Here is a 14,600-nt window from a genome sequence, read left to right as displayed (position 1 = left end):
TTAATCTTAAATCATTAAATTTAAAGTAAATCATGAGTATTTGAGTTATTATCAAAGTTATTGATTCATAAAGCCCTATGAGTGATTAATATGAACCAGATAAACGCAAACGAAGAATTACCCTTGTTAGTTTTACCAGACATGGTTTTATTACATGAAACTAGCATGAACCTTAAAATTAGTAGAAAAAGGGGGAGAGAAATACACGACCGGGTTAAAGACCATAATTACTTTGGCATTGCAGTTGCAGCCAAAGAAGGATCACCAGCACGGTTCTACTCAAAATCAGATTTATACAAGGTAGGGACATTAGTTAAAATAGAAAACGCCGTAGAAATGAAAGATTTCTACCACCTGAAAGTAGAAATCATAGAACGAGCTGAAATTGAAGAATTTATCAAGGATGGTTTAAATTACCAGGTTAAATACAAGTTAATACCCGATTTAATGGACTTAGACCAGGAAAACCAGGAAGAAATCCTTAAACACGTACGATACCTTGTATCGGAAATAAGTGAAAACTTCAAAGAATCCAAAGCTTACTCAGACCAGATCAAACAAATGACTGATTTGGGTAAAGTAATTGCCAGCATATTCCCCTACATGAGACTCGCACTGGAAGAAAAACAGGACTTCCTCCAGACACGATCACTAAAAGAAAAAAGCCTGAAATTTCTGGACATCCTCATTCAACAGAAAGAATCCATACAGTTCCAGATGGAAATGGCTGCCAAACTCAACGAAGAAATGAACAAAAAACACCGGGAAAACATACTCAAAGAACAGTTAAAAGTTCTCCAGGATGAACTACATGAATCCGAAGGAAAAGGCAGGAAGGATTACCGGGAGCTAATTGAAGAATCAAACATGCCAGAAGATGTAAGAGAAATTGCACTGGACGAGGTTAACAAACTGGAACGCCAGGGCCCCAACAGCTCAGAAGAAAACGTTATAAGAAACTACCTGGACCTTTTAGTTGCATTACCCTGGGATGAAAGCCAGATCAAAGACATTGACATAGAAGCTGCCAGAAAAATCTTAAACGATGAACATTACGGGCTGGATAAAGTCAAAGACCGTATAATCCAGCATTTGACAGTGATGAAACTCAAACAGAACCAACAGGGTTCCATCCTCCTATTGGTAGGCCCACCAGGAACTGGTAAAACCAGCCTGGGCAAAAGCATAGCCGAAGCACTGGAACGTAAATACGTACGTATAAGCCTGGGTGGTGTAAAAGACGAATCAGAAATCCGAGGACACAGAAGAACCTATGTTGGGGCATTACCTGGCCGAATAATCCAGGGTATGAAACGTGCCGGTGAAAAAAACCCCGTCTTCATCCTGGATGAGGTGGACAAATTAATGGCCTCCTACAGTGGCGACCCTGCCAGTGCCTTACTTGAGGTCCTGGATCCTGAACAGAACAACACCTTCTCAGACCACTACCTGGAAGTACCCTACGATCTATCGGATGTGTTCTTCATAGCCACTGCCAACTCACTTAAAGGCATTCCCGGCCCATTAAGGGACCGTATGGAGATCATTGAGATAGGCAGCTACACCAGCCATGAAAAATTCCACATAGCCAAAAAACACCTCATTGACGAGGTCTTAGAAGACAACGGACTGGATGAAACTCAGATAGTCTTTGAAGATGAAGCAGTAAAATCCATCATCGAAAAATATACCCGAGAAGCAGGAGTAAGGAGCCTTAAACGCCAGTTAGCAACTGTAGCCAGAGTAGCATCTGAAAAGATAGTGCTGGGCAAGGTGGATTTACCTTACACCATTAAAGAAGACATGTTATACGACATTTTGGGCCATGAATTAATTCAGATCAACCAAGCAGGTAAAAATAATCCTCCCGGTGTGGTTACAGGATTAGCATGGACACCGGTTGGTGGAGACATACTCTTCATTGAAGGGGCATTCATGCCTGGAACCGGGAAGTTAATGCTCACAGGACAGTTAGGAGATGTGATGAAGGAATCTGCCAAGATATCCCAGAGTTTAATCCGTTCTCGACTGGCTTTCAGCCTTAAAAAGGTAGAATTTGACAAAAAAGACCTTCACATACACGTACCATCAGGAGCCATTCCTAAAGATGGTCCCTCTGCAGGGGTGGCATTACTCACCACTATAGCCTCCCTGGTAACTGGCCGTGAGGTGGATCCTAAACTGGCCATGACTGGTGAGATCTCCCTCAGAGGAGCATTACTACCAGTGGGAGGTATCAAGGAAAAGGTGCTTGCCGCCCACCGGGCAGGAATAAACAGGGTCATCTTACCTAAAGAAAACTTAAAAGACCTGGATGATGTTCCTGATGATGTTAAAGCTGAAATAGAGTTCATCCCTGTTGAAACTGTGGAAGATGTCATAAAAGAAACCATTGGCATAGAACTTCCCAAACCCCTGATGATGGATATGTCTACAGACACTCTGACTGGGGGGGCAGGCACTTAAATTACGCCAAAATAGCATTATAGCTGAAAAATTGTTTTATCCTCCTGATTAATCGTATTGGGAGGATTAACCTTATTTTTTTAAAAAAATTCAGAATTAGATTTCAGAATTAGATTTCAGAGTTAGATTTCAGAGTTAGATTTTAGGATTAATTTTGGTTAGTTGGATGATTCCTATTTATGGGATGATTTGTTTTTAGTGTGTTATTTATGACCACCGGTCAAAGTATTAGAGATTTTTTTTAACACATTATCCTTGTTTCGACTCCGGTTGTGTGGATTTTTTTTGTTTTGAATGGATTCTTCCAGAATCATTATTTCATTGAGTTTTTGCTGTAGTTTTTCATCCATTTCTGCAAAGGACAGAACTGCGGATAATGTTTCTAAGTGATGAGAATAAACCAGTTCACCCCCACACTGGCAGCTTTCAAAGTCATCAGGATTTTCTCCTTCTGTTAACTCATAGTAACCTTTACATTCCCTGCAAATCAGATAACCGATGTTAACACAACCATCATCTTATTATTATTGTTTATAAGTAACAATATTGTTATATTGTTTTTATTTTCCAGTTTTATGGTAATAAATGTTTTTCTTTCAGGGCGGGAAAGTTTCCAGTAGAAAAATAATTTTGCGACTTTGTATCCCATCCCAAATTTTATATTTCAGAATAAAGATAGTAATACATCACCTGGGGGGTTGTAATGCAAACTAAAGGTGCTCACTACTATATCGAAAAGGGTATCGACACTTGGTTAGGCCATAAGGACTATTTTAAGGCCATAAACCTATTTTCAAGAGCATTGGAGTTTGAACCTCATAATCCTGATGCTCACCTTTTAAGGGGAGCAGTATACGTTGATGTTGGAGACTTGCATTCTGCTTTGAAGGATTACAATAAAGCTCTAGAATACAACCCTGAAAATGTAGGTCTGTTTTTTGATAAAGGAACGGTTCTATTCTATTTAGGAGATTATCATAATGCCATCCATTCCTATGAAAAATTTCTAAAGGAAGAACCCCATGATGTTGATGCATTATATTTCAATGGTCTGGCCTATCACTTTCTGGGGCAGAATAAGTCTGCCCAGAAATTAATTGACGAGGCCCTGGCTTTAATTGACACATCCGATGATTTGTACCCTGATCTGTGTAATGCTAAAGGAGAGATACTTTTTGATCTAAAAAATTACCAGGATGCTGTCACTTATTTTAAAAAAGCAGCAGAAGCTGATCCCACCTCATTTATTGCACTCTACAATATAGGACGTGCATTCTATGAAATGGGAAAACTTGAAGAGGCCCTCAAATACATTGACGATGCTTTAAGAATAGAACCAAAAGAATGGGATATTATGAATTACAAAGGACTTATTTTAATGGATATGGATAGGAAGGATGCAGCTATTCACTGTTTTGATGAAATAATCGAATCACATCCTGTCTATTTCCCGGCATGGTACAATAAAGGAGTGACCCTTCGACAACTTAAAAAAACAGAAGAAGCCCTGGAACATTTTGACGAAGCAATCAGATTGCTTTTGGATAAAAAACCTGACCTGGTTAAGGGAATGTGTTTAAAAAATTTGTAATTAAGTTAAGATGATTCATCTATTTTTTTACTAGTGTCTTTTTTCCAGGATTAACCCATTTTATCAGTAATTCCTTCTTTTTTTATCCATCATGTCTTTTTTAAAGTCACCACTATGATTTGTGGTCGTGCGAAAAACCTTACTGGTAATATGGTGGTTCCCAGACCATTACTAACAATTAAAGTAGAGTTATCCTCGGTGATAACCCCGGTACGGTACTTGTTACCATAATCCGAGTGAGTGGTAGGTGCCCATAGTCCGAAGAAGGTTACCTGTCCTCCATGGGTATGTCCAGAGAAAACCAGATCAACTTTGGACTTATCAACCAGGGGGAAGTAGTCAGGGTTATGGCTGATTAAAATAACAAAGTCCTGGGGTGTAACCACTGAAGTGGTGGCATCCTGTATCTGAGCACCATTATTGTAATCACCTACTCCACCCAGACGAATTCTGGAGCCATTAACCGTGATCCAAGTCCCTTTGTTGCCTATGTAGGTTACATTTGATTGGAATATGGTATTCAAAGTTACATATTGAGGATCTTTATTACCTAAAACTGCATAAACGCCTAGAGGGGCTTTTAAATTGGATAATGAATTAAAAGTGGAGGGGGTATATGCAGAATCACCGTCTACATAATCTCCTCCCAGGAGGATCAGATCAGGATCCAGGGCATTGACCTGATTAACCAGGCTATCAATTCTTTCTTGACTAAAAAAAGGACCAGCATGAATGTCAGAGAGGAAAACAATCTTTTTACCATCAAATTGGGCAGGGATCTGGTCGGATTCAATGGTTATCTCCTTGGTTTCAATCCAGTAGGGTTCTAAGAACATGTAGATTACTAACAGGATCACTGCCATTAGCAATAAATAACGTTTTTTAATCAAAATGACACCTGTAACGTTTTAATTCGGCTAATTTTCATTCAAGTTTTAAAAAATCGAATAATTGATTTAGGGATAATTCTATTTTTATTAAAAATCCTTTCTTGGAATATTGATTTATAAGGAGTGGCCACTTTGAATTAGATAGGATTTTCAAGTAAATAAGGTTTAGGGTTCCGAAGTCATGGTTTCAAAAAAATATTTTTGAGGATCCTCAGGTCTATAACCTAGTGTAATTTTTTGAAAAACATGTTACCATATAGTCTGTTTTCATTAATACGTTCTTTTTTGATTATTTAACTAAATTTAATCAAGGAAATGGTGAAAATAAGCGTTCATAAGCTTATTAATTTGTAATACTTTTATATGAAAAATTATTTATACTGCGAATATCATAATAATATCATAAAAAGTAGGAGGCACATGTTATGGAAGGAGATTTAAAAGATCTGGTTTTAGGATTCAGGAAATACACAGGAAAAACCCAAAGTCAAGTTGCTGATAAACTGGAAGTATCCACTGATATAGAGACTGCACTGGAGACAGGAACTTACAAACAACCCACAAAACATCTTATGGGGAGAATAAAAGATTTAACCTCTAAATGTGATCAAAACGATCTAGTACATATTGGAAAAGGTTACCGGATAATGGATGGTTTAGGTCCTGACTTCAAATACTTCATCCGTGGCCTGGAACAGGCAAGGGGCATTGATCCTAAAGAACTCCTCAATCAACCCGAAGATGAATTCTATCGTATAATCGGAAGTGTTAATCTGGAGGAGTTTGACTTAGTTATGGCGGGTAGGAAAGCTTAATTAGACACAATTAACGATTAATGTAGTTTAAAAAATTTTCTTTTTTTATTGCTTTAGAGGGAATCAACTCTTGATTCATAAATAGTCTATGAGTTAATATTTATTGTAGAGAATAATGAAAATTGAAACTAAAGTATTAAATACTAGTTTTTTTAATATCCATTTTTAAACTGTTATGATTAATCATAGGAAATCGTGTTCTCAATGGTTTAAACGTGATTTTAACCTTACAGAGTTATAAACTGTTGATTAATTAACATTGATAAGGTTAATTAAGGTGTTTGAACCAGGAGACTATTCTATAATTTAATCTGTTAAATCTTAGTAGTGGGGGCAATGAATTAAAGATGGAATGCAAAAAATGTGGGAGCCTAATTCCGGATGAAAATTCTAAATTCTGTCATGAATGTGGTACAAAAATTCCAAAAAAGAATGGAATATTTGAAAGATTAAAAAATTTAAATACCGGTCCTGAAAAGGAAGCCTGGCCAAAAAAAATTGCCCTCATCCTATTTTTCTGGGGCATTACAAACATGATATTCACCTCACCCTTTGAGGGCAGTATCCTGATCTTTTTCGCAGTTTCAATATTTGCTTCTCGAAGTTCACTGGCTATTTATGCCTTTGGAATTATCTGGCTACTGGTAGCATTGTTCCAATTAATTAATGGAGTTACTAATTGCCAGTTAACTAGTTCTGCCAGTACAGAATTTTTTTATATCTTAATTTCAATCGTTAACTTCATTTTTGCAGGCTACTCCATATATAAAACAAGGATAGTAGATGAAAATGAAAAGCAAAGAGAGGTTTTGGTTTAAATGGGTGTTAATGGTATTTTTCAAAGGATAATGCTTGATTATGGTGAATTTTTTACAGGATTAGGGTGGTATAATGTATCATTGAAATTTATTGAAATGGTGATGAGTATTGATCCAGACAATAAAGAAGCATGGTATGATAAAGCCAGTTTATATAAAAAAAGAGGGGAATTTAAAAGGGCATTAGTTTGTTTTGAACAGGTATTAAAAATTGACCCTCATCATTCCAGAACATGGCATCTGAAATCAAATGTCCTTGAATTAATGGGCCGTAAAGAAGAAGCGAAAAAATGTGCTTTAAATGCAATTGAATGCTATGATAAAGATTTAAAAAATGATCCAACAAATGCAACTACTTGGTACAATAAAGGGGTAGTTTTTCAGAACTTGGGCAAATACAATGATTCCACACAAGATTTTAATAAATGTCTGAAATTAGATCATGATTATGTTTCTGCATGGAAGAAAAATGCCTATAATCTGGCAATGATGAAGAATTATGATGAGTCATTAAAATTTATAGATGAAGGACTAAAACTAAGTCCAGGGAGTAAATCGCTTTTAATGTTAAAGTCAAATATTTTCAGAATTGAAAAAGAATATTACTTGGCCATTGCCTGTTTAGATAGAGTTTTAGATATAAAACCAATGCATATTGATTCACTTATAGCAAAAACAGATATTTTAGTGGAAATAGATGAAAATGAAGAGGCTTTAAAGTTATTGGATTTAATTTTCAAGCTTGATCCTGAAAATGAAAAGGCGTATTATCAAAAGGGTTCAATTTTTGGAAGCTCAAAGCAATATGGGAAGTCTTTAGAATATTATGAAAAAGCAATCAGTATCAACCCCAAAAACCCATTTTACTGGAATTCAAAGGCCTGGGCTCTTAATAATCTGGAAAAATATTCTGAAGCTTTGGAATCCGTTAAAAAAGCTTTAGAACTGAATCCAAAATTTAGCACGGCTTATGGTTTAAAGGCATTTATTCATAAGAAAATGAAGAATTATGATGCGGCTATCAAATGTTTTGATAAGCCAATAGAGCTGGATAATGATCCATATATTTTTTATTCTAAAGGTAAGATTTTGTTTAAACTTCACAGGTACCCTGAGGCTTTAACCTGTTTTGAAAGAGCTTTAGAACTGGATCCAGAAGATTCCGGATATTACCATATGAAAGGGGCCACTCTCTATGATATGGGGATGGAAGATGTATCAAAGACTGTTTTTGAAAAAGCAATTGAATTTTACGATCAAAAAATTGATGAGAATCCTGAAGATAAGTACAACTGGGCTAATAAGGCCGCTGTTTTAGAAGACCTTGGAAATTATCAGGATTCTCTAAAAACAGTTGACAAAGCACTTGATATAGATCATGAATATTCATGGGCTTTGAATTTAAAAAGCCGTATCTTAAGGAAGATGGGGGAATATGGGGAGGCATTGAAATATTCAGATAAGGCATTGAAAATTGATTCTGAAGAGGGGGAGTACTATTATGAAAAAGGAAGAACTTTATGTGGGTTAGAAAAATATGAAAAAGCTCTTAAAATGTTTGAAAAGTCTTTTGAATTAGATGAGTTGGATGAAAAGTCCTTGCATGCTAAAGGAGTTATCCTTGAATCTTTAGGCAGTAATGAAGATGCTGAAAAATGTTTTAAGGAATCCATACAGATAAATCCATATTTTGAACCTGTTAAAAAATCTTTAGAGGATTTAAATGGTAGATTAGGAACTGATAGGTCAGGGGTGGAAAAATGAGATTTAAATCATCATCAGATAACAAAAAACCATGGGAAAAAATACCTCTAGATGAAATACAACCTTATCCTTCCCCTTACAATAAAGTGATTCTAATAACCTATTTATATGCATTTTCAGTTTTCGTCATCAAGTTCATGAGTGTAAACTCAATTTTTGATCCATTTATTCCCTTCATTAAAATGATGGTTTATGGAGTATTTGCATTCGTAGTTTTGAAGATTATATTGAAAAAAAAGGTTAAGGATTCAATTAAAGGTATTTTCATGTTCATTGTACCCCCCTATACTCTCGTTTTAGTGATCATAAATTTAATTGTTCTTTCAGTAATGAAAATATCTTTAAGTGATGTTTTTGGAGTTTTATTTAATCTAATTGGATTATTGTATCTGATAACCTGGTATTTCTATACACTTTTCGGATTAATTGCCATAGGATCGGTTATTTATCTTTTCATGTCAGAATATCCAAAAATAAAAATTCAAGCTTATATTTTAACTTTGATGTTTTTCTTTATTTATTTTGTATCTGGGAATTTCATTAAAATTTGAATGAGAAGATGATATGAATTCCAAAAATAAAAAAAATAGAATCACTTTTTTAATATTTATATCGGCATTATTTGATGAATACATTGTTTATGGAACTGCTCGGGGAAGGGAAATAAAGTTGTTTCGTCTTTGGTTTACGAATCTCTAAACGAAAAACTCCAAAACAGTCCACTCTATGTATTCCATACTTTCACTGATCATGAATCTCTAAAATATACTCTTTTTTTATTTATAACTACCTATACTACCATGCAGGCCTATTTAACTGCTGGAACTGATGATGAATGTTAAGGTGTTGGTGGTGGAGGGGCCGGAGGAGGATCCCGTGGTGATGGAGCTTTTTAACCCTTTCTACATCTTATTTTGTTAAAATTTTATTTGTGGTGGACATGATTAATAAAAGAAAAATTATGTATAAAAAGTTATTTAAAGATAAAAATGGTCCCAAATTGATGATTATGAATAATTATAGGGTGGTACTGACCAGGGCATTGTTTATTTTTTTCCCTTTTATTGGTACCGCCAATGGAATTCATGGCACTGAATTTATTTTGTCAATTTTAATCGGAGTTGTCTTGGCCATATCGCAGTTTGCACGTATTTGGTTTCTACAGATATTGGGTACTACTATTTTATTTGTTTTTGGGGCTTTAGAATTATTATGGGGTTTATTTATAAATCAAGATGCTTTAATTCTTGGAGGGTTTAGTATTTTAATAGGATTTTTCAGTGTACATGATATTAGAAAATACTTCAATAAATCTTGATGAGGCTATAAGAGTGGTTTAGGTCATAAGTATCTTTGAAAGCAGTGAATTGAGTTATAAATACTAAATTAAATCAAAGTAATCGATCCATCCAACTTCCTAGATATCTTGGTAACCAATCCAGGAATAGTGGAAGTGATTATGGTGTGATCAGCACTTTCGGATGCTAATCTATCATCTGATGAGGCCCCAATGATATTTGGTTCCAATTCTCTACTTAAGATATCAACAGTTACCTTTTCCACCCACGGATCCTTATCGCTAATGATGATCTCATCCACATCGTTGTCCAGTTCTTTGGCTAAAGCCCATGATACAAATCTTCCCCCTATGAGTGCGGCACTGCTACCCGTCAGGGTTTCATGAATACCCTGAATGGTCCTTTCAACTTTCACTTTATCATAGATAGGTGAGTTGGGCAGCACTGCCCAGTGAGCATCACCTACTGGGAACTCACCAATTTTCTGTGGATACACATTTTCAGGTCCCACCACCTTAATTGCACTGGCCAATGCTTCCAGTTCACCCCTTTGAATAGGCACACTGGTTAAACCCTCTTTGAGTTCTTCTTTAATTATCTTGATCACACGTGGAAGTCCAAAATTACCTTTTTTAGCTGTTCCTGGACTGTAACCACACATGTAGCCATGATGATTCTTGGGAAAACCAGTGATTATAGCGTTAAGCCCTGCCCGTAAACCCACACGACACTCATCTTCATAGGCACCGTTGGTGGCAACGATTTTCCCAGGTACCAGTAGGCGGGCCATGGCCACTGCCTTGGCAAAGCTATCCAACCGATCACTGGACTGATTGAAAGGCCCACCTTCCAGTACAAAGATATCTGCCCCTAACTCCAGGGCTTTCTCAAATCCGGTGATTAGATCATCATAACCATCACCTATGAACATGATGGCCTCCACACCTTTACCATACTTTTGGGCAAGCTGGGCGATCTCTTCAGCCTCTTCTAATGGTGCAGCATGTCCTTCTCCCCCCTGGGCACTGGTCAGGTTAATAGCCACAGAAGAAGAGCATTTAACCCAGTCATCCCTTTCCATTGAAGCTGCTTCCTCTTTGTCCAGGAGTCTGGCATGTATTCTGTCCCGGGGACATTCATGGAAAGGAGGGCCTTCATTATAGCACTGTCCTGGGCATTTCACAATTTCCCTGGGGAATCGCATGGCTCCATATCTTCCGAAGTGATCCAGGTCCAGAGGCACATCTGTAACTTCTCGAACTTCGCGGAGAACATCAATACCTCTCATTTTATAATTTTCAGCGATATCTGCAAAGGCATAAGCGCACACGTGAATAGAAGCACCAATCATGTTTGATAAAAGGCAGTTACCAATCAGTTCATCCTTCTCCAGGTCTGATGCACAGGTGCCCACAATGATCTCAGTAAGGTCACAGCCTAGAGGAAATTTTTTGAAATTCATTCCTAGTTGGGTGGCTTCAGCAGTTGATAACTCAGAAACTGCATCCACCACATCATTAACATTTTTTTCTGATTTACTGAGTTTGAGGGCTGAATCCATGTCATTTACTGCTTCTTTGATCAAATCGTGCACTAATATCACCTGTTAAATTTTTTAAGGTCTCAAAACGCTAAAAATATACATTATTAGTATTTTCATTTACTTTTGCCATTCTGTTCTAATTATAATAATTGGTTAAGCTATTTAAAAGTTAGTATAAAAACTGGTTAAAGTATTACAAATGAAGTTGTTATCAGTGCAAATCTCATACAAGGAGCTACTGTTTTATTGGTTGGTGTGGTAATATGTTGCCTAAATTTTTAAATATAAGTAAAATTTAATATATTTTGTTAAGACAATAATACAATTTCAAATGCAATATTTTTTTGTTAAACAATGTAAAATAGTACCGAACTTTGATTAAGCTGGAAATTAAATGAAAAAATCGTCATCAGATATAATAGTGGGTTCTATTTTATTATTATGCACTCTTTTGTATAGTTTGACTGCTACTGGGTTTTCTGATATGTTTATAGCAATATGTTTTGGTCCTTTTGGGGTTTTACTACTTTTAAGTGGTATCTTCAACAGATTGGAATATTATAATAAAACTCTTTTTATGAGAATAATAGTTGCATCTTCGATTGGAATAGGACTATTGATATTTTTTAAGTTATATCAATTCTCTAATACTAGGGATATTTGGGTATCCCTCTTTTTCACGGTTTTAGCTGGAATTTATTTGCTGGGAATGATTTGGACTGGTTATGGGTACTCCAAACGCATGGATGAATATCGGAGAATTGAAGAATCATTTAAAAAGACAATAAAATCTGACAATGAGGTAATGGCATGGAACAGAAAAGGTCTCCAACTCATGAAAATTAAAGAATATAGAAAGGCAATAGATTCATTTGACAAGGCACTGGAACTTGAACCTTCCAATGTAATGATCCTGAATATTAAAGGTATTTCCCTCACAGAAATCCGTAAATTCAGTCGGGCTTCTAAAGTCTTTGACAAAGCCCTTAAATTAGACCCAGAAAATACAAAGGTATTGAATAATAAGGGAAACAACCTTACAAAGGCATTCAAACACCAGGAAGCTATTGATTGTTATAATAAAGCTCTTAAAATAAATCCTGACAATTCTAGGGTACTGTACAATAAAGGAATTGCAATGGGAATGCTTGAAAAATATCAAAATTCAGTTGAATGTTTCAACAGAGCCTTAAAATTGGATCCTGAAAATTCTGAATTATGGCACACTAAAGGGAATGCCCTTTTGAAACTGGGAGAAGATCAGGAAGCCCAGGAATGTTATGATAAAGCTCTGGATTTGGATCCTAATTTTAAACCTGTAAAATAAATGAAAATTAATGTTCTGCTTCCTTTTAGATGGTTTACTTTAGATGGTTTACTTCACTTTTAGATGGTTTTAGTGTATACAGATAAAAGAAGGACAACCCCCTGAATACTCAGATTTAGCATTTAAATATTCATGTTCTTGGTTATCTGGAACTACACCCACATATAAAACCTGTTTTTCTTTACTCCCATACCTATAAACTGTTATTCCTTTACATTTAAGCTGATGGGCTAGTAGGAAAACCTTCTTAACATCTTCAGGAGTTGCATCAGAGGGAAGGTTAACAGTTTTTGATACTGCGTTGTCCACATGTTCCTGGAACGCAGCCTGCATCCGCACCTGCCAGGAAGGATCAATATCATATGTGGTTACAAACAACTGCCGAATATCTGCAGGAATTTCCCTTAAACCAGTTAAAGAACCCTTCCTGGCAATTTTAAGCATGAGTTTTTCACTGTAAAAACCCCTTTTCAGGGCTATTTTCTGGAAAAGAGAGTTTATTTCCAATAATTTGCTCCCATCCAGCACATCCCTCTGGAAACTAACAGCAAATAAGGGTTCAATCCCACTGGAAACTCCCGCAATTATACTTATAGATCCTGTAGGGGCAATAGTGGTGGTGGTAGCATTACGCATAGCAGAATAACCCTTTTTATCCCATTTACTCTTATTAAATGCAGGAAATGACCCTTTAATTTCACCAAGTTCAACTGAAGATTCCCTAGCAGTTTCACTGATGAATTTTGCGATTTTCCTGGCTATATCCAGTGCTTCTTGAGAATTATAGGGGATCCCAAGCAGGATAAGCAGGTCAGCAAAACCCATTACTCCTAAGCCAATTTTCCGAGTTTTGAAGGTCATGCTTTCTATTTCTGGCAGGGGGTACTGATTGGCATCAATCACGTTATCCAAAAAATGCACCGCAGTTTTGATGGTTTTTTTAAGTTTATCCCATTGTATAAATCCATTTTCCACCATGCGCGCCAGGTTGATGGATCCCAGGTTGCAGGACTCGTAGGGAAGGAGAGGTTGTTCACCGCAGGGATTGGTTGCTTGTATTAATCCCAGTTGAGGAGTTGGATTGTGACGGTTTATTTCATCCATGAATAGGATTCCAGGATCACCACTTTCCCAGGCTGTATGCACCATTAAATCAAAAATCATCCGTGCAGGTACTGACATTACCAGTCCATTATTTCTGGGATTTACCAGTTCTATCAGATTATCATCCTGAACTTTCTGTATGAACTCATCATCAACAGCCACCGACAGGTTAAAATTGGTGAGTTGATCCCTGAATTCCCTTCTAGATGTGGTCATCTCTTTTTCATCTAATTTTCCACTATTTTCTTTCCTTTTTTCTTTAACCGTGATAAATTCCAGTATGTTAGGGTGATCAATTTGGAGTATACTCATATTAGCACCCCTTCTCCGGCCACCCTGCTTTATCACATCAGTAGCTGCATCATAGATGTGCATGAATGAAATAGGTCCTGATGCAATTCCTTTAGTTGACCGAACCACGTCTCCTGCCGGCCGAATTTTGGAAAATGAAAAACCAACCCCTCCTCCTGATTTATGGATAAGGGCCATGTGCTTTAATGAATCAAATATGCCTTCTATTGAATCTTCCACAGGTAAAACAAAACATGCAGATAACTGATTTAGGGAAGTGCCAGCATTCATCAGAGTGGGGGAGTTCGGAAGAAACTTTAGACCAGTCATTAAATGGTAAAATTCTTCCTGAAGAGCGTCAATTTCAGCATTTTTGTCATACTGAAGATCTACTTGGGCTATATTCTCAGCCACCCTTCTGAACATCTCTTCAGGGGTTTCAGTAATTCTCCCTTCCTCATCTTTGGTAAGGTATCTTTTTTCCAAAACTTTCAGGGCATTAACAGAAAGTCCAAGTTTGCCAGAAATTTTATTATTTTTCCGGATAAGTGAGGCCCCCTTAATGTATGATTATAGTTTGTTGTTTTTAGTAGAAATAGAAGTTTAAAAAAATGAAAAGTATAAAGACAGGATATGTATAATGATGATTTTGCTGACGAATTTAGTTTTATTAAAGAAAAAAAGTTATTTAAA

The 14,600-nt window shown here is 36.4% G+C and carries 12 protein-coding genes; 9 read left to right on the top strand and 3 right to left on the bottom strand.

What is annotated here, in order from left to right; genetic code table 11:
- The first annotated feature begins 90 nt into the window (after positions 1-90).
- Both lon and J2743_RS06895 read left to right on the top strand, forming a co-directional pair.
- The gene (gene lon / locus J2743_RS06900) at positions 91-2,466 is read left to right on the top strand and encodes an endopeptidase La (protein ID WP_209625846.1); all 2,376 of its coding nucleotides are present in this window, start codon (positions 91-93) and stop codon (positions 2,464-2,466) included.
- A gap of 703 nt (positions 2,467-3,169) precedes the next feature.
- A complete protein-coding gene (locus J2743_RS06895) occupies positions 3,170-4,057 on the top strand; it encodes a tetratricopeptide repeat protein (protein ID WP_209625845.1) in 888 nt (295 codons plus the stop codon).
- 89 nt (positions 4,058-4,146) lie between these two features.
- Here the strand turns inward: J2743_RS06895 and J2743_RS06890 are convergent, their stop codons facing one another.
- Entirely contained in the window at positions 4,147-4,947 is an 801-nt protein-coding gene (locus J2743_RS06890) for a metallophosphoesterase (RefSeq protein WP_245248120.1), read from the bottom strand.
- Between the two features lie 425 nt (positions 4,948-5,372).
- Here J2743_RS06890 and J2743_RS06885 point away from each other — a divergent pair, with 425 nt between their 5' ends.
- The 6 genes from J2743_RS06885 to J2743_RS06860 all read left to right on the top strand — a co-directional run bounded on the left by J2743_RS06885 (position 5,373) and on the right by J2743_RS06860 (position 9,662).
- On the top strand, positions 5,373-5,762 hold the full coding sequence (locus tag J2743_RS06885; protein ID WP_209625844.1) for a hypothetical protein: 390 nt from the start codon (positions 5,373-5,375) through the stop codon (positions 5,760-5,762).
- Between the two features lie 347 nt (positions 5,763-6,109).
- Positions 6,110-6,580 carry a zinc ribbon domain-containing protein gene (locus J2743_RS06880; RefSeq protein WP_209625843.1) on the top strand — a complete coding sequence of 157 codons (471 nt, stop codon included), beginning with the start codon at positions 6,110-6,112 and terminating at the stop codon, positions 6,578-6,580.
- Positions 6,581-8,344, top strand: coding sequence for a tetratricopeptide repeat protein (locus J2743_RS06875; RefSeq protein ID WP_209625842.1), 1,764 nt, complete (start codon positions 6,581-6,583; stop codon positions 8,342-8,344). It abuts the gene before it with no gap.
- A complete protein-coding gene (locus tag J2743_RS06870) occupies positions 8,341-8,895 on the top strand; it encodes a hypothetical protein (protein WP_209625841.1) in 555 nt (184 codons plus the stop codon). The genes J2743_RS06875 and J2743_RS06870 overlap by 4 nt, the downstream gene beginning before the upstream one ends.
- A gap of 129 nt (positions 8,896-9,024) precedes the next feature.
- Complete coding sequence (locus J2743_RS06865; RefSeq protein ID WP_209625840.1) at positions 9,025-9,186, top strand: hypothetical protein; 162 nt, start codon at positions 9,025-9,027, stop codon at positions 9,184-9,186.
- A gap of 98 nt (positions 9,187-9,284) precedes the next feature.
- A complete protein-coding gene (locus J2743_RS06860; protein WP_209625839.1) occupies positions 9,285-9,662 on the top strand; it encodes a hypothetical protein in 378 nt (125 codons plus the stop codon).
- Positions 9,663-9,730: 68 nt separating this feature from the next.
- Here the strand turns inward: J2743_RS06860 and hmdC are convergent, their stop codons facing one another.
- Positions 9,731-11,236 (bottom strand): 5,10-methenyltetrahydromethanopterin hydrogenase cofactor biosynthesis protein HmdC, encoded by a 1,506-nt coding sequence (hmdC, locus tag J2743_RS06855; protein ID WP_209625838.1) that lies wholly within the window; start codon positions 11,234-11,236, stop codon positions 9,731-9,733.
- A gap of 343 nt (positions 11,237-11,579) precedes the next feature.
- On the opposite strand from hmdC, the gene J2743_RS06850 reads away from it, so the two are divergent.
- On the top strand, positions 11,580-12,512 hold the full coding sequence (locus J2743_RS06850; RefSeq protein WP_209625837.1) for a tetratricopeptide repeat protein: 933 nt from the start codon (positions 11,580-11,582) through the stop codon (positions 12,510-12,512).
- Between the two features lie 69 nt (positions 12,513-12,581).
- Here J2743_RS06850 and J2743_RS06845 read toward each other — a convergent pair whose 3' ends face one another.
- A complete protein-coding gene (locus tag J2743_RS06845; protein WP_209625977.1) occupies positions 12,582-14,435 on the bottom strand; it encodes an adenosylcobalamin-dependent ribonucleoside-diphosphate reductase in 1,854 nt (617 codons plus the stop codon).
- Positions 14,436-14,600: the final 165 nt, after the last annotated feature.

Source organism: Methanobacterium petrolearium, assembly GCF_017873625.1.
GTDB lineage: Archaea > Methanobacteriota > Methanobacteria > Methanobacteriales > Methanobacteriaceae > Methanobacterium > Methanobacterium petrolearium.
This window is presented reverse-complemented; position numbering and strand designations above follow the sequence as displayed.